The sequence below is a fragment of the Salmonella sp. SJTUF15591 genome (assembly GCF_043356435.1).
Lineage (GTDB): Bacteria > Pseudomonadota > Gammaproteobacteria > Enterobacterales > Enterobacteriaceae > Salmonella > Salmonella enterica.
This window is the reverse complement of sequence record NZ_JBEUJO010000004.1, coordinates 158,940-179,589: the sequence shown is the minus strand read 5'-3', so window position 1 is coordinate 179,589 and position 20,650 is coordinate 158,940. Positions and strand designations below refer to the sequence as shown.

The window sequence follows — 20,650 nt, the reverse complement described above, 5'->3', positions numbered from 1 at the left end:
ATGCTAATTTGGTCACCTAAAGGACGCGCAGCGGCGGGCGTTGTGGCTAGCGTACTGTTTATCGTGTTCTTTTTCCTGCCGCTGGCGGTGATTCTGATGTCCAGCCTTAGCCAGCAGTGGAACGGTATTCTGCCGAGTGGCTTCACGCTGAACCACTTTGTTAACGCTCTGCACGGTGCGGCATGGGATGCCCTACTTGCCAGCCTCACGATTGGCTTTTGCGCCAGCCTGTTTGCGCTGCTTTGCGGCGTTTGGGCGGCGCTGGCGCTGCGTCAATATGGGGTGAAAACGCAGAAATGGTTAAGTATGGTGTTCTATCTGCCGAGTGCGATTCCGTCAGTGTCCGTGGGCCTGGGCATTCTGGTTGCTTTCAGCCAGGGGCCATTGCAAATGAACGGCACCCTATGGATTGTGCTGACAGCGCACTTTGTGCTGATTTCCGCCTTTACCTTCAGTAACGTGTCGACCGGACTGGCGCGAATTTCCGCCGATATTGAAAACGTCGCGTCGAGTCTGGGGGCATCGCCCTGGTATCGTCTGCGTCACGTGACGTTGCCGTTATTGATGCCGTGGATGATGTCAGCGCTGGCGCTGAGTTTATCGCTCTCCATGGGGGAGTTGGGCGCGACGATGATGATTTATCCGCCGGGCTGGACGACGCTGCCAGTGGCTATCTTTAGCCTGACCGACCGTGGAAATATCGCCGACGGCGCGGCGCTGACCATTGTGCTGGTGGCCATGACGCTGCTGCTGATGATGAAGCTGGAGCGCATTGCAAAACGGTTGGGGCAGAAATAAAACAGTAGGCCGGGTAGGACATAGCCGCCACCCGGCAAAGGAATTACGGACGATACACTTTCACGTTTTCAAAGCCCTGCTCGCGCAGATAGAGCGCCTGCAGGCGGCTCATTACCCCGCGTTCGCACCACAGCAGCCAGGTTTTGCTCTGATCGAGGTCGCCAAATTTAGTGCTCAGCTTGTAGAAAGGCAGCGAAACGACGTCCACACCTTCCACTTTCAGCGGCTTGTCATCCTGCTCATCCACAGAACGGATATCCAGAATCACATCGTTGGCGCCAAAACCGCTCACGGTTTCTACTTCCACCACCTCCTGCTGGGTCTGCTGGGCGATTTCACGAATATCGACGTTGCTCGCTTCTTCTACCACCTTATCGAGAATACTGAAGTCGAAATTTTCTTCTTCGGCTTCAATTTTCGCTTTAATGGCTTTCACCGTCGGACTTTTTGAAATCACGCCACAGTATTCCGGCATCGTACGGGCAAAATCTTCCGTACCAATCTGGCGCGCCAGGTTGATAATGTGCTCTTTATCGTAAGAGATCAGCGGGCGCAGGATCAGCGTGTCAGACACGTTATCGATCAAGCGCAAGTTGGTTAGCGTCTGGCTGGACACCTGGCCCAGCGCTTCGCCGGTCACCAGCGCCTGTACGCCGTAACGTTCCGCCACTTTCGACGCCGCGCGTACCATCATACGTTTGAGCACCACGCCCATCTGGCCGTCGTCAACTTTCTCCAGAATCTCGCCGACCACCGGTTCGAAGTTAATCGCCACAAAACGCACGCGATGGGAGCTGCCAAAGCGGTTCCACAGGTAATGCGCCACCTGGCGAACGCCGATTTCATGCGCCGCGCCGCCAAGGTTAAAGAAGCAGTAGTGTACGCGGCAGCCGCGACGCATCAGCATATAGCTGGAGACGCCGGAGTCAAAACCACCGGAGATCAGAGACAGCACATCTTCCTGGGTGCCAATCGGGAAACCGCCAATACCTTCATAACGCCCTTTGATCAGCAGCAGGCGATCATCTTCCACTTCCAGATGCACCGTCACATCCGGGTTAGTGAGCTTCACGCGCGCCGATTCAATATGCTGATTTAATCCGCCGCCAACATAGCGCTCCACCTCAATGGAGCTAAACTCATGCTTACCGCGACGTTTTACGCGCACGCAGAAGGTTTTGCCTTCAAGCTGCTCGCGATACTGCGCCAACGCTTTCTCGAAAATGTCGTGCATATCGGTGAACGGCACATCTTCGACTTCAAGAATATGGTGAATCCCCGGAATGCGGGTCAGCGCGTCGCGAATCGCCAGACGCTGGTTTTCATCTTTGGCGCGAACTTCAATGTTATCCCAGTGACGGACAACCGCGAGGGTCTCATCGTAGTGCTTTAAAACGTTACGGATGTTCCCGGTTAAAATTTTTATAAAGCGCAAACGCACAGATTGGCTTTTGATAGTGATTTCCGGGAACAATTTAATGATAAACTTCATGGCGGCAATGGTTCTTTAGCAAGCTATCTAAGGCTTGTCGTGGAGAAATAGTACAGCAGCCCATACCTACGGCTGCATCCAGGCGCGGAAGTATATCACTATCACGGACATCTTGCGCATTTCCCCTTACCATTGCGCGTTATTTGCTTATCAGTGTGAGTCCGTTACCATAGACTTGTGCTGCCATTACAGAGAGTCAAACAGTCATCATGCCGAAGAAAAATGAGGCGCCCGCCAGCTTTGAAACTGCGCTGAGCGAGCTGGAACATATTGTTACCCGCCTGGAAAGCGGCGATTTGCCGCTGGAAGACGCGCTGAATGAATTCGAGCGCGGCGTACAGCTGGCGCGTCAGGGGCAGGCAAAACTGCAGCAGGCGGAACAGCGCGTGCAAATTTTGCTGTCTGATAATGAAGAGGCTTCACCTGAGCCTTTTATCGCGGATAATGAGTAAATGGACTTTACGCAGCAGCTACAGGCTTGCGTAACGCAAGCGAATCAGGCGCTGAGCCGTTTTATCGCGCCACTGCCCTTTCAGAACACTCCCGTGGTCGAAGCCATGCAGTATGGCGCATTATTAGGCGGTAAACGCCTGCGGCCATTTCTGGTTTACGCCACCGGTCAAATGTTTGGCGTCAGTACGGCAACGCTGGATGCGCCAGCTGCGGCGGTCGAATGCATTCATGCCTATTCGCTGATCCATGACGACCTGCCAGCAATGGACGATGACGATTTGCGTCGCGGCCTGCCGACTTGCCATATTAAATTTGGCGAAGCCAACGCAATCCTGGCGGGAGACGCGTTGCAGACGCTGGCGTTTGCCATTATCAGCGACGCGCCGATGCCGGAAGTCGCCGATCGCGATCGTATCGCGATGATCGCCGAACTGGCGAACGCCAGCGGCATCGCCGGTATGTGCGGCGGTCAGGCATTGGATCTGGCGGCAGAAGGCCAGCGGATCACTCTGGACGCGCTGGAACGCATTCATCGCCATAAGACCGGCGCGCTCATTCGCGCCGCCGTTAGACTTGGCGCGTTGAGCGCGGGCGATAAAGGACGGAATACTCTGCCGATACTTGACCACTATGCAGAGAGTATCGGCCTTGCCTTCCAGGTTCAGGATGACATTCTGGATGTGGTGGGCGATACTGCAACGTTAGGTAAACGTCAGGGCGCAGACCAGCAGCTTGGCAAAAGTACCTACCCTGCACTTCTGGGTCTTGAGCAAGCCCGGAATAAAGCCCGGGACCTGATAGAGGACGCCCGTCAGTCGTTACATCAGCTGGCCGCGCAATCACTGGACACCTCGGCACTGGAAGCGCTAGCGAACTACATAATCCAGCGTGATAAATAAACCCCATATCCAATGAGCTTGCGATGAGTTTTGATATAGCCAAATACCCTACCCTGGCATTGGTCGACTCCACCCAGGAGTTACGACTGTTACCGAAAGAGATTCTGCCGAAACTCTGCGACGAGCTACGCCGCTACTTACTCGACAGCGTAAGCCGTTCCAGCGGGCACTTCGCTTCCGGGCTGGGCACGGTAGAACTTACCGTGGCGCTGCATTATGTCTACAACACCCCGTTTGACCAGCTAATCTGGGATGTTGGACACCAGGCTTATCCACATAAAATCCTTACCGGTCGTCGCGACAAAATCGGCACCATTCGTCAGAAAGGCGGTCTGCACCCGTTCCCGTGGCGCGGAGAAAGCGAATACGATGTGCTGAGCGTTGGGCATTCCTCCACTTCCATCAGCGCCGGTATCGGCATTGCCGTGGCGGCGGAGAAAGAAGGCAAAGATCGCCGCACCGTCTGTGTGATCGGCGACGGCGCCATCACCGCCGGTATGGCGTTTGAAGCAATGAATCACGCAGGCGATATCCGGCCCGACATGCTGGTCATTCTGAACGACAATGAAATGTCGATTTCGGAAAACGTCGGCGCGCTCAACAACCATCTGGCGCAGCTACTTTCCGGTAAGCTTTACTCTTCTCTGCGCGAAGGCGGAAAAAAGGTCTTCTCCGGCGTACCGCCAATTAAAGAACTGCTCAAGCGTACCGAAGAACATATTAAAGGCATGGTTGTGCCGGGCACACTGTTCGAAGAGCTGGGCTTTAACTACATCGGGCCGGTCGATGGTCACGATGTCATGGGGCTTATCAGCACATTGAAGAACATGCGCGACCTGAAAGGCCCGCAGTTCCTGCATATCATGACCAAGAAAGGCCGCGGCTATGAGCCCGCGGAAAAAGATCCGATCACTTTCCATGCGGTGCCTAAATTTGATCCTTCCAGCGGATGTTTGCCGAAAAGCAGCGGCGGTCTGCCAGGTTATTCAAAAATCTTCGGTGACTGGCTGTGTGAAACCGCCGCCAAAGACAGCAAGCTGATGGCGATCACCCCAGCAATGCGCGAAGGTTCCGGCATGGTGGAATTTTCACGTAAATTCCCGGATCGCTATTTTGACGTCGCCATCGCCGAGCAGCATGCCGTCACCTTCGCCGCAGGCCTGGCGATTGGCGGCTATAAGCCCGTCGTGGCGATCTACTCTACTTTCCTGCAACGCGCCTACGATCAGGTTATCCATGACGTCGCTATCCAGAAACTGCCGGTCATGTTCGCCATCGATCGCGCCGGTATCGTTGGCGCGGATGGACAAACGCACCAGGGCGCGTTCGATCTCTCCTATCTGCGCTGCATCCCGGATATGGTGATCATGACGCCAAGCGACGAAAACGAATGTCGCCAGATGTTATTTACCGGGTATCACTATAACGACGGCCCGACGGCAGTACGTTATCCACGCGGTAATGCGCAGGGCGTGGCGCTAACCCCGCTGGAAAAACTGCCTATTGGTAAAGGCCTTGTGAAGCGTCATGGCGAAAAACTGGCGATTCTGAACTTTGGCACCTTAATGCCTGAGGCGGCGAAAGTCGCCGAAGCGCTGAACGCCACGCTGGTCGACATGCGCTTTGTTAAACCGCTGGACGACACGTTAATTCTGGAGATGGCCGCGCAGCATGACGCGCTGGTGACGCTGGAAGAAAACGCCATTATGGGCGGCGCTGGCAGCGGCGTAAACGAAGTGCTAATGGCCCATCGTAAACCTGTACCTGTGCTGAATATCGGTCTTCCGGATTTCTTTATCCCGCAAGGAACGCAGGAAGAAGCCCGCGCGGAACTAGGGCTCGACGCCGCAGGCATTGAAGCCAAAATCAAGGCCTGGCTGGCATAATCCCCTCTTTGCTCCTGCTATGCTTGAAGAGTGACGGGTATAACAGGAGCGGAGTCATGCAATACAACACGTTAGGAAATACAGATCTTCGGGTGTCCCGCCTTTGTCTGGGCTGCATGACATTCGGCGAGCCGAGTCGCGGCAATCACGCCTGGACGCTTCCCGAAGAGAGCAGCCGTCCCATCATCAAGCGCGCCCTGGAGGGCGGCATTAACTTTTTTGATACCGCCAACAGCTACTCCGACGGCAGCAGCGAAGAGATTGTCGGTCGCGCGCTGCGTGATTTCGCCCGGCGCGACGAGGTGGTGGTAGCGACGAAAGTCTTCCATCGCGTCGGCGATCTGCCGGAAGGATTGTCCCGCGCGCAAATCCTGCGCTCTATTGACGATAGCCTCACCCGTCTGGGAATGGAGTATGTCGATATCCTGCAAATCCACCGCTGGGATTACACCACGCCGATAGAAGAAACTCTGGAAGCGCTAAACGACGTGGTGAAGACGGGTAAAGCCCGCTATATCGGCGCTTCCTCAATGCACGCCTCACAATTTGCCCAGGCGCTGGCGCTACAAAAACAACACGGCTGGGCGCCGTTTGTCACCATGCAGGATCACTATAACCTGATCTACCGCGAGGAAGAGCGAGAGATGCTACCGCTGTGCTGGCAGGAAGGCGTCGCCGTGATTCCGTGGAGTCCGCTGGCGCGCGGGCGCTTAACTCGCCCCTGGGGAGAAACCACGGCCCGGCTGGTCTCGGATGACGTGGGCAAAAATTTATACGCTGAAAGCGATAAAAATGATGCGCAAATAGCGGAACGGCTGGCTGGCGTCAGCGAGGCGCTTGGCGCAACGCGAGCGCAGGTTGCGCTGGCCTGGCTACTCAGTAAACGAGGCGTCGCCGCGCCGATTATCGGCACTTCGCGTGAAGAGCAGTTAGATGAGTTGCTGAATGCCGTTGATTTAACGCTCAAACCGGAGCAGATTGCTGAACTCGAAACGCCGTACAAACAACATCCGGTGGTGGGATTTAAATAATCTGCCATTGCCCGATGGCGCGGCGCTTATCGGGCCTGCGAAATCGACATATTGTTCGGGGATAGGCCGGATAAGGCGTTTACGCCGCCATCCGGCAAACCCTTTAAATAATACCGAGCGGCCAGTGATGACCGATAAAATACAGTATGCCGGCGGATATCACCCCGGCGACGATATCATCGATCATAATCCCCATGCCGCCGTGCACGTTGCGATCAAACCAACGGATCGGCCAGGGTTTCCACATATCCAGAATGCGGAAAATAACGAACCCGGCAGCCACCCACTGCCAGTCCGTCGTCGGCAACGCCATCAGCGTTATCCACATACCGATAAATTCATCCCAGACAATACTGCCGTGGTCGTGTACGCCCATATCTTTCGCCGTCTGATGGCAAAGATAAACGCCAATGCAGATCCCAAACATCACGACCAGCGAATAAAGCTGCCACGGCAGAAACGTCATCAGATACCAGAAGGGGATCGCCGCCAGCGAGCCCATCGTGCCCGGCACCACGGGGCTCAGCCCGCTGCCAAAGCCGGTAGCGAGCAGGTGCCACGGATTGCGCAAATTCAGGCGGCTTTTCGCAACATCTTTATGGCGTGGCAAAATGGTCATATCCTTTCCAGTCAAAGGTGACAGGCATTCCGTCACGTACAAAATTCAGCCCTTCAATATCTGCGCTCATTTGACCTATGCAGGTAAAGGGAACACCCAGTTGACCAATGGCGACATCCAGCGCGCCACGATTCAGTTCCGGCACCGTAAAGCACAGCTCATAGTCTTCGCCGCCGGAAAGCGCCCAACGCAGCGCCTGCCCGTCATCAACATGGCGCATCATCGCATCGGATTTTGGCAGCGCATCAACATCTACTCTTGCCCCACAGCCGCTGGCCTTGACGATATGCCCCAGATCGGAAATCAAACCATCGGAAAGATCGATAGCCGCGCTGGCGATATCACGCAGCGCCTGGCCGTGTAAAATACGCGGCGTCGGGCGTAAATGCCGTTGAATTAAATAGTGAGCGTCTGTCTCCTCCGACACCTGTAGCCGGTTTTGCAAAACCGCCAGCCCGGCAGCGCTGTCGCCCGGCGTACCGGTGATATAAATCCAGTCGCCCGGCTTCGCGCCAGATCGCTTGAGCGCGCGCCCTGCCGGGATATAACCGTGGATACCCAGCGTCATCGACAGCGGTCCACGCGTGGTGTCGCCGCCAATGAGCTGCATATCGTAGTAATTCAATAGCGCAAACAGACTGTCGCTAAAAGCCTCCAGCCACGGCTCATCCACTTCCGGCAACGTTAACGCCAGCGTTAACCAGGCCGGGTCGGCCCCCATCGCGGCCAGATCGCTTAAATTCACCGCCAACGCTTTATAAGCCAGATCGGCAGGATCGATATTGGGGAGGAAGTGGTTGCCCGCCACCAGCGTATCGGTACTGATCGCCAGGGTCTGCTTTTCAGGAATATTCAGGAGCGCGCAATCGTCGCCAATACCGGTTTCAACATCAAGACGAGAGCTTCTTACACGGTCAAAATAACGGGCAATCAGGGAAAACTCGCCACATGCCATACGTTATGCCTCAGCAGAAAAAAAGAAAAGGCCGGAGACGGCGGGTATCGATCGCCCGCTATCTTTCCGGCCTGTGAATCACTTTTTGTTAGGACGAATCACCGGAGCTGCTTTATCCAGTACGCCGTTGACGAATTTGTGGCTGTCTTCAGCGCCAAAGGTTTTCGCCAGTTCAATCGCTTCGTTGATGGCCACTTTATAAGGCACATCGCTGCGTTTTGACAGCTCAAACAACGCAATACGCAGCACGGCTTTTTCAACCTGTCCCAGCTCTTCAAGCAGGCGGGACAGATACGGTTTCATTAAACCATCCAGGTACGCGCTGTTAGTCGCCACCCCGGATAGCAGTTCACGGAAATAGAGAACGTCGACGTCTTTTACGTCCTGTTCCGCCAGGAACTGGTATTCAACATCAGCGATGTCGTTCTGGGACAACTGCCAGGAGTAAAGCGCCTGGACGGCACACTCACGGGCGCGGCGACGAGCAGCAGGTTTCACGGAATTCCCCTTACAAAAAATCAGGCCTTAATGGCTTTCAATACATTAATCATTTCAAGCGCGGTCAGCGCAGCTTCTGCGCCTTTATTACCGGCTTTTGTACCAGCACGTTCGATGGCTTGTTCAATACTCTCGGTGGTCAGAACACCAAAGGCTACCGGCACGCCACTGTCCTGGGCAACGCTTGCCAGGCCATTGCTGGCGCCGCCTGCCACATATTCAAAGTGCGCAGTCCCCCCGCGAATCACGGTTCCCAGCGCAACCACGGCGTCATATTTACCGCTTTTCGCCAGCGCTTCGGTCGCCAGCGGCAGTTCATAGGCGCCAGGCACCCACACTACGGTAATATTATCATCTTTTACCTGACCAATACGCGTCAGGGCATCAACCGCGCCATCCAGCAGGCTGTCGTTGATAAACTGATTGAAACGCGCAATAGTGATGGCGACGCGAGCGTCAGGGGCTGCAACGTTAGCTTTAATAATGTTCATATTCTCTCTTCCAGGGTTCATTTGGCCCCGCAGGGGGGCGGATTTTATCATAATAATTTGAGCGCTGCTCCCCTTTCGACGGGAGAACTCATGCGCTCACCATATGCAGGCAAACATCCGGGCCGACATGTCGTATTTCGCTGAAGGTAAATTGCGGTGCGTCGGCGAGCTTCTCAAGCCCCGGCAATTCGCATAATCCCCGCGCCTGGGTTCCCAACAATTTAGGCGCGACATAGACAATCAGTTCATCCACCAGCCCGGCTTGCAGCAACGCGCCCGCCAGTCCCGGTCCGGCTTCAACCCATATGCTATTAATCTGCTGCCTGCCTAACTGCATCATCAGCACAACCAGATCCAAATGTCCGTTGTGCGCCGGCACGCTGATAGTACGAACCGAATCGGGCCACGTGCGGCTATCTTCCTGGGTACGCGCAATCCACGTTTCGCCAGGCTGCTGCACAATACGATGCGCAGGCGTTACCCGGTTTTGGCTGTCGATAACAATTCGCACCGGCTGGCGCAGATTTTCCTGCGGGTAAGACGCCTGCGTAGAAGCGTCTAACTCTGTCCAACGCACCGTCAAGGCCGGATCGTCAGCCAATACCGTCGCGCTACTGGTTAAAATAGCGTGGCTTTGCGCACGCAAGCGCTGAACGTCGCGCCGGGCCTGCGGCGAGGTGATCCACCGGCTTTCGCCGCTGGCCATCGCCGTCCGTCCATCCACGGAGGCGCCCAGTTTAAGCTGAAGATAAGGGAATCCGGTACGCATCCGTTTGAGGAAGCCTTTATTGAGCGCCTCCGCTTCACTCATCATTAACCCGTGGCTGACCGCAATACCCGCCTGTTGCAGACGATACAGTCCGCGCCCGGCGACCTGTGGGTTCGGGTCCTGCATCGCGGCGACCACGCGCGCGACGCCGGCCGCAATCAGCGCATCGCAACATGGCGGCGTTCGCCCATGATGGCTACAGGGTTCAAGCGTGACATAGGCGGTTGCGCCTTTGGCTTTTGCGCCCGCCATCCGCAGCGCATGAACCTCGGCGTGCGGCTCTCCGGCGCGATGGTGATAACCTTCGCCGACGATGTCGCCATTGTTAACAATGACACAGCCGACATTAGGGTTCGGGTGAGTGGTGAAACGTCCACGCTGCGCCAGTTTTAGCGCTCGCGCCATGTAAAACTCATCCTGCATGGCTTAGTCCTGTAGGCGAGCGATTTCTTCGCCAAAGTCTTTGATATCTTCGAAACTGCGATAGACGGAGGCAAAGCGAATATACGCGACTTTATCGAGTTTTTTCAGCTGCTCCATGACCAGGTTGCCAATCATCTTGCTGGGAACTTCACGCTCCCCAGTGGCTCGTAATTGTGACTTAATATGGTTCAATGCCATTTCAACATCATCTGCGCTGACGGGTCTTTTTTCCAGCGCTCTCAACATGCCGCTACGCAGCTTATCCTCATTAAAGGGTTCGCGCACATCGTTGCTTTTTATCACGCGCGGCATGACCAGTTCAGCCACTTCAAAGGTCGTAAAGCGTTCATTACACACCAGACACTGCCGACGGCGGCGCACGGACGAGCCCTCGCCTACAAGACGAGAGTCAATGACTTTGGTATCTACGGCGAAACAAAATGGGCAATGCATACGGCGTCCTGACCAGATGATTTAGAAAACACTATTTTACCCTGAACTGGCGCGACAACAAAGGCGGAGCGCTTTTGAGATAAAGGATCGGTGCCTTTGTGCGTATAGCGCACTACCATTACGCTATCGGACCACGAAGGAAATGATCGACATGACAAGACGTTACCTAAGAATTCTCCTGGTGGGAAGTCTCTTGAGCCTGACCGCCTGCGCGCCGCAGAGCGAAGTTCGCCAGATGCATCAAAGCATTAGCACCCTGAATAAAGAGATGACCCAACTGAATCAGGAAACGGTAAAAATTACCCAACAAAATAAGCTGAATGCGGAGTCAACCCGCGGCGTCTATTTGTTGCCTGGCGCCAATACGCCTGCCCGGCTGGAGAGTCAGATCGGTACGCTACGTATGACATTGCTGGAAATTACGCCTGTCGCAGACGGCGCTCACGCAACGTTACGCATTCAGGGCGAGTCCCGCGATCCGCTGCCGGCATTCAGCGCTACCGTAGAGTACGGGCAAATTCAGGGCACTACGGAGAACTATCAGGAGGTGAATGCACAGAGCCTTCTGGTAAATGCCCCTGCCAGTTTGCTGGCGCCCAGTGATGTCAATATTTCGTTACCGTTGAAGGGGATCACACCGGCGCAGTTAGGCTTCATTCGCATCCATGATATTCAGCCTGTTAATCAATAAACGTTCTGGCGGAGCGTTTTGTGCGTTCCGCAACATCCCCCGCACGACTTTTGTTGCCCTACTGACATTTCCGTCATTTATGACATGGATTGGTAATATTCATGAAAGATAGTACTGTCGCCTCGCCTAAAGTGCGCAAACGTGAACGCAATCGATTACGTAAATGATAGATATGTGAAACAAGACATATTTTTGTGAGCAATGATTTTTATAATAGGCTCCGCAGAAACACGAAATATTTAGAAACGCAAATTGCGTTCTTTTCACTCCCGCAAGGGATTTCAAACAGTGGCATACATATGAAAAAAACTTTACTCGCAGTCAGCGCAGCGCTGGCGCTCACCTCATCTTTTACTGCTAACGCAGCAGAAAATGATCAGCCGCAGTATTTGTCCGACTGGTGGCACCAGAGTGTAAACGTAGTAGGCAGCTACCATACCCGCTTCTCGCCGAAGCTGAACAACGACGTCTATCTGGAATATGAAGCATTTGCCAAAAAAGACTGGTTTGATTTCTACGGCTATATCGATATTCCCAAAACCTTTGATTGGGGTAACGGCAACGATAAAGGTATCTGGTCCGACGGTTCTCCGCTGTTCATGGAAATCGAACCGCGTTTCTCGATTGATAAGCTGACCGGCGCAGACCTGAGCTTCGGCCCGTTTAAAGAGTGGTATTTCGCCAACAACTACATCTACGATATGGGCGATAACAAAGCCAGCCGCCAGAGCACGTGGTATATGGGTCTGGGGACCGATATCGACACCGGCCTGCCGATGGGCCTGTCGCTGAACGTGTATGCGAAATATCAGTGGCAAAACTACGGTGCTTCCAATGAAAACGAATGGGACGGCTACCGTTTCAAAGTGAAATACTTCGTCCCCATCACCGATCTGTGGGGCGGTAAACTGAGCTATATCGGCTTTACCAACTTTGACTGGGGATCTGATTTAGGCGACGATCCGAACCGTACCAGCAATTCCATCGCTTCCAGCCATATCCTGGCGCTGAACTACGATCACTGGCACTACTCGGTCGTTGCGCGTTACTTCCATAACGGCGGACAGTGGCAGAATGGCGCAAAACTGAACTGGGGCGACGGCGATTTCAGCGCGAAATCTACCGGCTGGGGCGGCTACCTGGTCGTGGGTTACAACTTCTAAACCTGCAAAAAAGGCCAGAGGTCGCCCTCTGGCCCGTTTCGGGCGCATGCTGCCATGCGGCGGCGAGTCGCGCCCACTTCACATTACTTCCGGCGATGCCACCAGCCTAAAAACAGACCTGTCGCAATCCCGACCAGCGTTGGTGCCGCCAGATCATGCCAGATAGTAATGCTCAACTCTGTGAGCGTCATATTGCCGCCTTTGTTGCAATGGCAACGGTTCGCGGCTATCCTCAACTTGTCTAGGGTCAAGTTAGCCCCCGTAATGTTGCCGGTGAATACCGAACAACGTGCGGGGGTTTTCTCTTTCCAGCGACAAGGCCACCGGGGATCAAGCCCCCGCAACATTGCGCCTCACCGGGTTGCCCCGGCTTACCGCTGATTCTACTCTGCTCGCCAGTATCGGCAGGACTTAAAAACAAAAAAATCCCAACCTTGCGATCGGGATTCCAGTGACAATGTATGCGTTACAGGACGTTTGGGGCTGGCGACAAACTCCGGGGCTGAAAAAATGTCGGATTGCATCCGACCTACGAAAACCAATAATTCATTTATATTGCGGATTCCGTTGGGTGGAGCGAAGCGTAACCTAACATTCAACAGCACCAACAGCTTTGTCAGCAGCCTGCTTATTTCTTTTTGTTCATCATCGCTTTCAGATCGGCAAACGGGTTATAAGTCGCCTCGCCGACATCTTTTTGCGCATCTTCCCCGGCAATGACCGTCGAACCGTACTGATCGGCTTCGGTATATTTAGAATGCTCATGATCGTGGCAGTAGAGGCACAATAGCTCCCAGTTGCTGCCGTCTTCCGGATTATTGGTGTGGTCATGATCGATATGATGCACCGTCAGCTCACGCAGATTTGAATACACAAACTCACGGGAACAACGTCCGCATACCCACGGAAACAGCTTCAGCGCTTTTTCACGATAGCCGCTTTCCAGGCGCGCATAGTTTTTGGGGATGATAGCCATAATTAACAGGTACCTGAATAATACAAAGAGTTATGCGCAGTTTCCCGCGAAGCCGGGCTTTTAGCAATGATTCTGTGCAACTTATATATCCAGGTAAGGAAGGCCATTTCAGGCAAACTGATGACCAATCAACCCGTTTTACAAGCGTTGGAGTATCGCTATCACATCTTACGGCATTTTTTCGTGCTCGACTTTTCGCAAAAAATCACGCAAAGAACGGTCGATTGTTTCACGAAATCGCCGGTTAAGCGGAGTAATTTGTAAACAGCGATCGAGGCGAAAACACCGATAGTCTTCCCGTCTCTCACACCAGGCAACCAGTAGCCAGTGCTCTCCCCAGAAAAACAATCCCAGCGGTTGTATATCCCGCGAAGAGAGATGCCCCGCTTCATCACGATAATGTAGCGCCAACACCTGCTGCGCCGAAACGGCCTGATGGATAAGATCAAACGCGCTGCGCGAATGTGGAGATGTACCCAAATCCGGAGCGTAAATCCGTGTCTGCTCCGCTTTACGACGGCTCTCTTCCGGTAAAATAGCCAACACTTTTTCCTGGGCGGATTCAAGCTCGCGCGATAGCGAATCGCCGCCCCAGGTTTTCAATAACCGTATAGCCACCATCAGTGCTTCCGATTCACGATGGGTAAGCATCAAGGGCGGCAGATCAAAACCCGCCATTAAACGGTATCCGCTCCCCGCTTCACCTTCGACAGGCACACCGGATAACGACAGATCGCGAATATCGCGATAAATTGTCCGTTCAGAAACCGCAAGCCGCTGTGCCAACAGCGCTGCCGTCGTCAGTCGTCTACCCCGCAAAATTTGCACGATCTGAAACAAACGGTCAGCGCGTCTGGTCATATTGACTCTCTACATTTAGCAAATATCACGCAGGTTGATGTAAACCTATTCGGTTACCTTCGCTGTCAATAAACAACGCGATGGTTCCAATGTCATCTCCGGGAACCATGGGTTCCAGAACACACTTACCACCAGCAAGGACGACACGTTCAATCGAGGCTAACAAATCGGCGGTATGCAGATAAATAACGACTCCCTGCGCAACTGGAGCGACATCATCCTGCTTTATCAGCGCTCCGCCGGGTCCGGGTTCAGCATACGGGAATACGGCCAGGTCCGCCCCATCCATGGTTTCCCGACGTAACGATATCTGCATCACTTGCTCATAAAAGGCGATTGCACGCGCCATATCAGTAACTGGAATTTCAAACCAGTTAATCAAGTTTTTCATACATCCTCCTGCGAGTGTGGGTAAATTCATGAGGAGTGTATGGCAGGGCTCCTGACAGCATACTGTCAGTAATGTTTATCGTCATGGTACATAAAAAAAATCCCGATCGCATGACCGGGATTCAGATAACACTTAAATACGTGTTTACGGCAGAATGGACGGCTGATCCGCCCCTTCTTTTTCGACTTTCTGCTGCAGCATATGCTCGCGCTTCATACCGAGTTTCAGCGCCAGCGCCGATGCGACATAGATAGAAGATGCCGTACCAATAGAGACACCGATCAGCATCGTCAGCGAGAAGCCTTCCAGTACCGGACCGCCGAAGAGGTACAGCATCAGAATTACCACTAACGTCGTACCGGAGGTAATCAACGTACGGTGTAGCGTCTGGGTCAGCGACACGTTAAAGATTTCGTAAGGCGTCCCGCGACGGATTTTGCGGAAGTTTTCACGAATACGGTCGGAGACCACAATACTGTCGTTCAGCGAGTAACCGATCACCGACATCAACGATGCCACAATGGTCAGGTCAATCTCGATATGGAAAAGCGACAGTATCCCCAGCGTAATGATCACGTCGTGCGCCAGCGCGATGACCACCCCTGCCGCCAGTCGCCACTCAAAGCGGAAACCGACATAAACGAGGATAGAGATCAACGCCACCAGCAGCGCCATGGCGCCGGTTTGCGCCAGATCGGCGCCCACGCTTGGCCCCACGAATTCAATACGCTTCACGGCCGCGTTCTGGTTGGTGGCTTCATTAATGATCGTCACCACTTTGCTACCCAGTACCTGACCGCCGGTTTCACCTTCGGTTGGCGGCATACGCACCATAATGTCGTGACTGCTGCCAAAGTTCTGCAACTGCGGCTCTTCATAGCCCGCTTTTTGCAGCGCTTCGCGCATCACGTCCATTTCAGCCGGTTTTTCCAGCGTGATTTCAATTACCGTGCCACCGGTGAAATCCAGCCCCCAGTTAAACCCGCGTACGCCCATAATGACAATGGCCGCGATCAGCAACAGCCCGGAGATGCCGAATGCCCAGAAGTCCCAGCGCATAAAGTCATAGACTTTACGGCCGTGGTTTAGTTGTTCAACAGTGTATTCCTGTGCCACATCGCACTCCTCAGATTGACAGCTTAGTGACGCGCTTGCCGCCATATAGCAGGTTTACGATAGCACGCGTACCGATAATCGCGGTAAACATCGACGTCGCCACACCGATACCGGTCGTAATCGCGAACCCTTTAATTGCCCCGGTACCGACAGCATACAGAATGATGACTTTAATCAGCGTCGTGATGTTCGCATCGAAGATGGAACTGAAGGCGCCGGCATAGCCTTCGTTTATCGCCTGCTGTACCGTGCGGCCATTACTCAACTCTTCTTTGATACGTTCGTTAATCAGAACGTTGGCGTCGACCGCCACCGCAAGGGTTAACACGATACCCGCAATCCCCGGCATACTGAGCGTTGCCCCCGGCAACAGCGACATGATACCGACAATCAACACCAGGTTAGCCACTAACGCGCTGGTCGCAATCAGACCAAACTTCTTATAGAAGAAGATCATGAACAGGATGGAGACCACCAGACCGGCCAGACAGGCTTCCAGGCCCTGCTTAATATTTTGCATACCCAGAGTCGGGCCAATGGTGCGCTCTTCAACGATCTGAATCGGCGCAATCAGGGCACCCGCACGCAGCAACAACGAGAGCTGACGCGCTTCGTTCGGGTTGCTGATACCGGTAATACGGAAGCTGTTACCCAGCCGAGACTGGATGTTGGCAATGTTAATCACCTCTTCCTGTTTCACCAGTACGGCGCGACCGTTAGCGTCTTTCTTACCGCTGTCTTTATACTCCACAAACAGGGTCGCCATCGGTTTGCCGATATTGTCCTTAGTGAAGTTAGACATGATATTGCCGCCTGCGCTATCCAGCGAGATGTTAACCTGCGGTTGGTTATATTCATCCTGGCTGGACGTCGAGTCGGTGATATGGTCGCCGGTGAGGATCACGCGTTTGTACAATACCACCGGCTGACCTTCGCGGGTCTGTTTCACTTCGGAATCGCCCGGTACGCGCCCGGCAGCAGCGGCGGCCTGGTCAACGTTGGTATTCACCAGACGGAATTCCAGCGTCGCGGTCGCGCCGAGAATTTCTTTCGCGCGAGCGGTATCCTGGATACCCGGCAGCTCAACCACAATACGGTCTGCGCCCTGGCGTTGTACGACAGGCTCCGCGACGCCCAGTTGGTTAACACGGTTACGCAGAATATTAATGTTCTGCTGAACGGCGTATTCACGCGCTTCGCTCAGGCGCGCATCGGTCATTACCGCGCGAAGTTGATTGCCGCTCTGGCTGGAAATCACCAGGTCACGATGACGCGGCGTCAGATAGGCGATCGCCTCATCACGCGCTTTGCTGTCACGGAACGTGATGCTCAGCCCATAATTATTTTCTTTACGAACGGTGGTATAAGGAATGCCTTTTTCACGCAGATCGCTGCGCAGGCTATCGATATTTTGTTCCTGGAGTTTACCTAACGCGGTATCCATATCCACTTCCATCAGGAAGTGAACGCCGCCGCGCAGATCAAGACCGAGCTTCATCGGATCGGCGTGAATAGCCGCCAACCAGCGCGGCGTAGCCGGCGCAAGGTTAAGCGCCACGACATATTTATCCCCCAGCACGCTCATCAGCGCTTCACGGGCGCGTAGCTGGGTATCGGTGGTGTCGAAGCGCGCAAGAATAGCGCCCTCTTCCAGTGCCACAGACTTAGCGGGAATTTTTTCTTCTTGTAACGTTTTCTGGACCTGGATCAGCGTTTGCTCACTGGCGGCGACGCCGCGCACGCCAGTGATTTGAACAGCCGGATCCTCACCATACAGGTTGGGAAGTGCGTAAAGCAGGCCGACGATAATCACGACGACCAGCATGATGTACTTCCACAAAGGATAACGGTTTAACACGGCAGTTCCCTTTGGGAAAACGAAATATTACAGCGCCTTCATGGTGCCTTTCGGCAGAACGGCAGCTACGAAGTCACGTTTGATAACCACTTCCGTGGTGTCATTCAGCGCGATGGCAATGTAGCCGGCTTCCGCTACTTTGGTCACTCGACCGACCAGACCGCCATTCGTCAGAACTTCATCACCTTTCGCAATGGAGTCCATCAGCTTTTTGTGCTCTTTGGTGCGCTTCTGCTGCGGGCGCAGGATCATGAAATAGAAAATCAGACCAAACACCACCAGCATTAAAATCAGAGACATCGGGCTGCCCTGCGCCGGAGCACCTGTTGCCGCTACCGCATCAGAAATAAAAAAGCTCATTCAAATTCCCTCATTATTAAAATTAATCAACGTTCAAAGGTGGAACGGGTCGCCCCTGACGTTGGTAAAACTCGGTTACGAAGCTCTCTAATTTACCCTCTTCAATAGCCTTGCGTAAACCCGCCATCAAACGCTGGTAGTAACGCAAGTTATGAATGGTATTGAGACGCGCGCCTAATATTTCGTTGCAACGGTCGAGATGATGCAAGTAAGCGCGTGAATAATTGCGACAAGTGTAGCAATCGCACTCGGCGTCAAGCGGGCTGGTGTCGCTCTTATGCTTTGCATTACGAATCTTCACCACGCCGTCGGTCACAAACAGATGACCATTACGGGCATTTCGCGTTGGCATGACACAGTCAAACATATCAATACCGCGACGCACCCCTTCCACCAGATCTTCCGGTTTACCCACGCCCATCAGGTAACGCGGTTTGTCAGCCGGGATCTGCGGGCAAACGTGCTCCAAAATACGGTGCATATCTGCTTTCGGCTCACCGACAGCCAAACCGCCGACAGCGTAGCCATCAAAGCCAATCTCTACCAGACCTTTCACCGAGATATCGCGTAAATCTTCGTAAACGCTGCCCTGAATGATGCCAAAAAGCGCATTCTTATTGCCAAGGCTATCAAAACGGTCGCGGCTACGCTTCGCCCAACGCAACGACATCTCCATCGAGCGTTTAGCATAGTCCCAGTCTGCCGGATACGGCGTACATTCATCAAAGATCATCACGATATCGGAACCGAGATCGTACTGGATCTCCATCGACTTTTCCGGATCGAGGAAAATCGGATCGCCGTTGATCGGGTTACGGAAGTGCACGCCTTGCTCGGTAATCTTACGAATATCGCCGAGGCTGAAGACCTGGAAGCCGCCGGAATCGGTGAGAATCGGCCCTTTCCACTGCATGAAATCGTGCAGATCGCCATGCAGCTTCATGATTTCCTGACCCGGGCGCAGCCACAGGTGGAAAGTGTTGCCGAGAATAATCTGCGCGCCGGTCGCTTCCACTTCTTCCGGCGTCATGCCTTTTACCGTACCGTAAGTACCCACAGGCATAAAGGCAGGCGTTTCCACTACGCCACGATCAAACACCAGACGACCGCGACGCGCGCGACCATCGGTGGTATCTAACTCAAATTTCATTATCACTCCTGCGTCAGAAAAACAGTCCGACGTTTAACGACTCGCTACGGAATGATTCCATAGCTAATAAATTCCCGAAGGCGTCATCGGCGCAGCCAGTTTGGGGTCGACCAGCGCACAGCCACCGGAGCGTACACGCAGTACGTGAGGATGGTGAGCACTGCCCGGCGTCAAAATGGCAAGTGAGATAGCCTTCTTACGGACGCTCAGAAATAGCCTGCGGATTGTACGTGATAAACATCGCATCCCCGTAGCTAAAAAAGCGATATTTTTGTTCTACCGCAGTCTTATAGGCATTCATGGTGTGTTGATAACCGGCAAATGCGGAAACCAGCATAATCAACGTCGATTCCGGCAGATGGAAGTTGGTGATCAGCGCATCAATCACTTTGTATTGATAACCTGGATAAATAAAGATTTGCGTATCGCCGAAAAACGGCTCTATCAAATCGCTTTTTGCCGCCTGCGCCGCGCTTTCCAGCGAGCGTACCGAGGTCGTGCCGACGGCGATAACCCGGTTGCCGCGCGCTTTCGCCGCCAGCACCGCGTCGACTACCTCTTGCGGCACCTCAGCATATTCGGAGTGCATGATGTGATCTTCGATTGTGTCGACACGCACCGGCTGGAAAGTGCCCGCGCCTACGTGTAGCGTAACAAACGCCATTTCGACACCTTTCTCACGAAGCGCCGCCAGCAGCGGCTCATCAAAGTGCAGCCCTGCGGTCGGCGCGGCGACGGCGCCCGGTTTTTCACTGTAGACCGTCTGGTACAGTTCGCGGTCGGCGTCCTCGTCCGGACGGTCGATGTACGGCGGCAACGGCATATGGCCGATGGCGTTGAGAATATCCAGCACCGGACGCGGGTCATTAAACTCAACTTCAAACAGAGCGCCGTGACGCGCGGTCATGGTCGCGTGGATACTTTCGTCGTCGCCCAGCAGCAGTTCCGTGCCCGGTTTTGGCGCTTTAGAAGCGCGAATATGCGCCAGGATGCGTTTATCATCGAGCATACGTTCGACCAGCACTTCTATCTTGCCGCCGCTGGCTTTACGGCCAAAGAGCCGCGCCGGGATCACGCGGGTATTATTGAAGACCAGCAAATCGCCAGGGTTGAGCTTATCGAGCAGATCGGTGAAAGTACCGTGCGTCAGCGCGCCCGTCGGCCCCTCTAATGACAGCAAACGGCAGCGACTGCGTTCCGGCTGTGGGTAGTGGGCAATCAGGGATTCGGGTAGTTCAAAGGAAAAATCGGTAACGCGCATGACTCTGACTCAGACTAAAATAAGAGGCGGGTAGTCTAGTGCCGGGGCGTTCCCGC

The 20,650-nt window shown here is 54.0% G+C and carries 23 protein-coding genes and 1 pseudogene; 8 read left to right on the top strand and 16 right to left on the bottom strand.

The window, feature by feature from the left end; all coding sequences use genetic code 11:
- Entirely contained in the window at positions 1-798 is a 798-nt protein-coding gene (phnV, locus tag ABVM99_RS10945; protein ID WP_000909792.1) for a 2-aminoethylphosphonate ABC transport system, membrane component PhnV, read from the top strand.
- Positions 799-841: 43 nt separating this feature from the next.
- Here phnV and thiI read toward each other — a convergent pair whose 3' ends face one another.
- Entirely contained in the window at positions 842-2,290 is a 1,449-nt protein-coding gene (thiI, locus tag ABVM99_RS10940; protein WP_000668656.1) for a tRNA uracil 4-sulfurtransferase ThiI, read from the bottom strand.
- A 209-nt stretch (positions 2,291-2,499) separates the two neighbouring features.
- Here thiI and xseB point away from each other — a divergent pair, with 209 nt between their 5' ends.
- From xseB to ABVM99_RS10915, 5 genes and pseudogenes are all read left to right on the top strand, one after another.
- Positions 2,500-2,742: an exodeoxyribonuclease VII small subunit gene (gene xseB, locus ABVM99_RS10935; RefSeq protein ID WP_001124944.1), complete on the top strand. Its 243-nt coding sequence runs from the start codon at positions 2,500-2,502 to the stop codon at positions 2,740-2,742.
- Positions 2,743-3,642, top strand: a complete 900-nt coding sequence (gene ispA, locus ABVM99_RS10930) for a (2E,6E)-farnesyl diphosphate synthase (RefSeq protein WP_000348073.1) — start codon at positions 2,743-2,745, stop codon at positions 3,640-3,642.
- A 23-nt stretch (positions 3,643-3,665) separates the two neighbouring features.
- Entirely contained in the window at positions 3,666-5,528 is a 1,863-nt protein-coding gene (dxs, locus tag ABVM99_RS10925; RefSeq protein ID WP_000006768.1) for a 1-deoxy-D-xylulose-5-phosphate synthase, read from the top strand.
- A 56-nt stretch (positions 5,529-5,584) separates the two neighbouring features.
- A complete protein-coding gene (locus ABVM99_RS10920) occupies positions 5,585-6,559 on the top strand; it encodes an aldo/keto reductase (RefSeq protein WP_023195350.1) in 975 nt (324 codons plus the stop codon).
- A 7-nt stretch (positions 6,560-6,566) separates the two neighbouring features.
- Positions 6,567-6,658, top strand: a pseudogene (locus tag ABVM99_RS10915) (hypothetical protein); the annotation flags it as partial.
- A gap of 4 nt (positions 6,659-6,662) precedes the next feature.
- Here the strand turns inward: ABVM99_RS10915 and pgpA are convergent.
- The 6 genes from pgpA to nrdR all read right to left on the bottom strand — a co-directional run bounded on the left by pgpA (position 6,663) and on the right by nrdR (position 10,767).
- Positions 6,663-7,178, bottom strand: a complete 516-nt coding sequence (pgpA, locus tag ABVM99_RS10910; protein ID WP_000154063.1) for a phosphatidylglycerophosphatase A — start codon at positions 7,176-7,178, stop codon at positions 6,663-6,665.
- Entirely contained in the window at positions 7,156-8,133 is a 978-nt protein-coding gene (gene thiL / locus ABVM99_RS10905) for a thiamine-phosphate kinase (RefSeq protein ID WP_000752146.1), read from the bottom strand. The genes pgpA and thiL overlap by 23 nt, the downstream gene beginning before the upstream one ends.
- Before the next feature lie 78 nt (positions 8,134-8,211).
- On the bottom strand, positions 8,212-8,631 hold the full coding sequence (gene nusB, locus ABVM99_RS10900) for a transcription antitermination factor NusB (RefSeq protein ID WP_000801129.1): 420 nt from the start codon (positions 8,629-8,631) through the stop codon (positions 8,212-8,214).
- Between the two features lie 20 nt (positions 8,632-8,651).
- Positions 8,652-9,122 (bottom strand): 6,7-dimethyl-8-ribityllumazine synthase, encoded by a 471-nt coding sequence (ribE, locus tag ABVM99_RS10895; protein ID WP_001021372.1) that lies wholly within the window; start codon positions 9,120-9,122, stop codon positions 8,652-8,654.
- A gap of 88 nt (positions 9,123-9,210) precedes the next feature.
- Positions 9,211-10,314, bottom strand: a complete 1,104-nt coding sequence (ribD, locus tag ABVM99_RS10890; protein ID WP_023195349.1) for a bifunctional diaminohydroxyphosphoribosylaminopyrimidine deaminase/5-amino-6-(5-phosphoribosylamino)uracil reductase RibD — start codon at positions 10,312-10,314, stop codon at positions 9,211-9,213.
- Positions 10,315-10,317: 3 nt separating this feature from the next.
- Entirely contained in the window at positions 10,318-10,767 is a 450-nt protein-coding gene (gene nrdR, locus ABVM99_RS10885) for a transcriptional regulator NrdR (protein ID WP_000543533.1), read from the bottom strand.
- 151 nt (positions 10,768-10,918) lie between these two features.
- On the opposite strand from nrdR, the gene ABVM99_RS10880 reads away from it, so the two are divergent.
- Positions 10,919-11,458, top strand: a complete 540-nt coding sequence (locus tag ABVM99_RS10880) for a DUF3251 domain-containing protein (protein ID WP_000198486.1) — start codon at positions 10,919-10,921, stop codon at positions 11,456-11,458.
- A gap of 299 nt (positions 11,459-11,757) precedes the next feature.
- Positions 11,758-12,621, top strand: coding sequence for a nucleoside-specific channel-forming protein Tsx (locus tag ABVM99_RS10875; RefSeq protein ID WP_000752021.1), 864 nt, complete (start codon positions 11,758-11,760; stop codon positions 12,619-12,621).
- A gap of 83 nt (positions 12,622-12,704) precedes the next feature.
- On the opposite strand, the gene ABVM99_RS10870 is transcribed toward ABVM99_RS10875, so the two are convergent.
- From ABVM99_RS10870 to queA, 9 genes are all read right to left on the bottom strand, one after another.
- On the bottom strand, positions 12,705-12,812 hold the full coding sequence (locus ABVM99_RS10870; protein WP_000176312.1) for a type I toxin-antitoxin system toxin Ldr family protein: 108 nt from the start codon (positions 12,810-12,812) through the stop codon (positions 12,705-12,707).
- A 437-nt stretch (positions 12,813-13,249) separates the two neighbouring features.
- Entirely contained in the window at positions 13,250-13,597 is a 348-nt protein-coding gene (yajD, locus tag ABVM99_RS10865; RefSeq protein ID WP_000974818.1) for an HNH nuclease YajD, read from the bottom strand.
- A 168-nt stretch (positions 13,598-13,765) separates the two neighbouring features.
- A complete protein-coding gene (locus ABVM99_RS10860) occupies positions 13,766-14,458 on the bottom strand; it encodes a YafY family protein (protein WP_000198318.1) in 693 nt (230 codons plus the stop codon).
- 25 nt (positions 14,459-14,483) lie between these two features.
- Positions 14,484-14,849, bottom strand: a complete 366-nt coding sequence (locus ABVM99_RS10855; RefSeq protein WP_000793035.1) for a VOC family protein — start codon at positions 14,847-14,849, stop codon at positions 14,484-14,486.
- A 144-nt stretch (positions 14,850-14,993) separates the two neighbouring features.
- Positions 14,994-15,965 carry a protein translocase subunit SecF gene (gene secF / locus ABVM99_RS10850; RefSeq protein WP_000046629.1) on the bottom strand — a complete coding sequence of 324 codons (972 nt, stop codon included), beginning with the start codon at positions 15,963-15,965 and terminating at the stop codon, positions 14,994-14,996.
- Positions 15,966-15,975: 10 nt separating this feature from the next.
- A complete protein-coding gene (gene secD / locus ABVM99_RS10845) occupies positions 15,976-17,823 on the bottom strand; it encodes a protein translocase subunit SecD (protein WP_000934811.1) in 1,848 nt (615 codons plus the stop codon).
- 27 nt (positions 17,824-17,850) lie between these two features.
- Positions 17,851-18,183: a preprotein translocase subunit YajC gene (gene yajC / locus ABVM99_RS10840; RefSeq protein WP_000007628.1), complete on the bottom strand. Its 333-nt coding sequence runs from the start codon at positions 18,181-18,183 to the stop codon at positions 17,851-17,853.
- A gap of 22 nt (positions 18,184-18,205) precedes the next feature.
- The gene (gene tgt, locus ABVM99_RS10835; protein ID WP_000667305.1) at positions 18,206-19,333 is read right to left on the bottom strand and encodes a tRNA guanosine(34) transglycosylase Tgt; all 1,128 of its coding nucleotides are present in this window, start codon (positions 19,331-19,333) and stop codon (positions 18,206-18,208) included.
- A gap of 196 nt (positions 19,334-19,529) precedes the next feature.
- Positions 19,530-20,594: a tRNA preQ1(34) S-adenosylmethionine ribosyltransferase-isomerase QueA gene (gene queA, locus ABVM99_RS10830; RefSeq protein WP_001266530.1), complete on the bottom strand. Its 1,065-nt coding sequence runs from the start codon at positions 20,592-20,594 to the stop codon at positions 19,530-19,532.
- Positions 20,595-20,650: the final 56 nt, after the last annotated feature.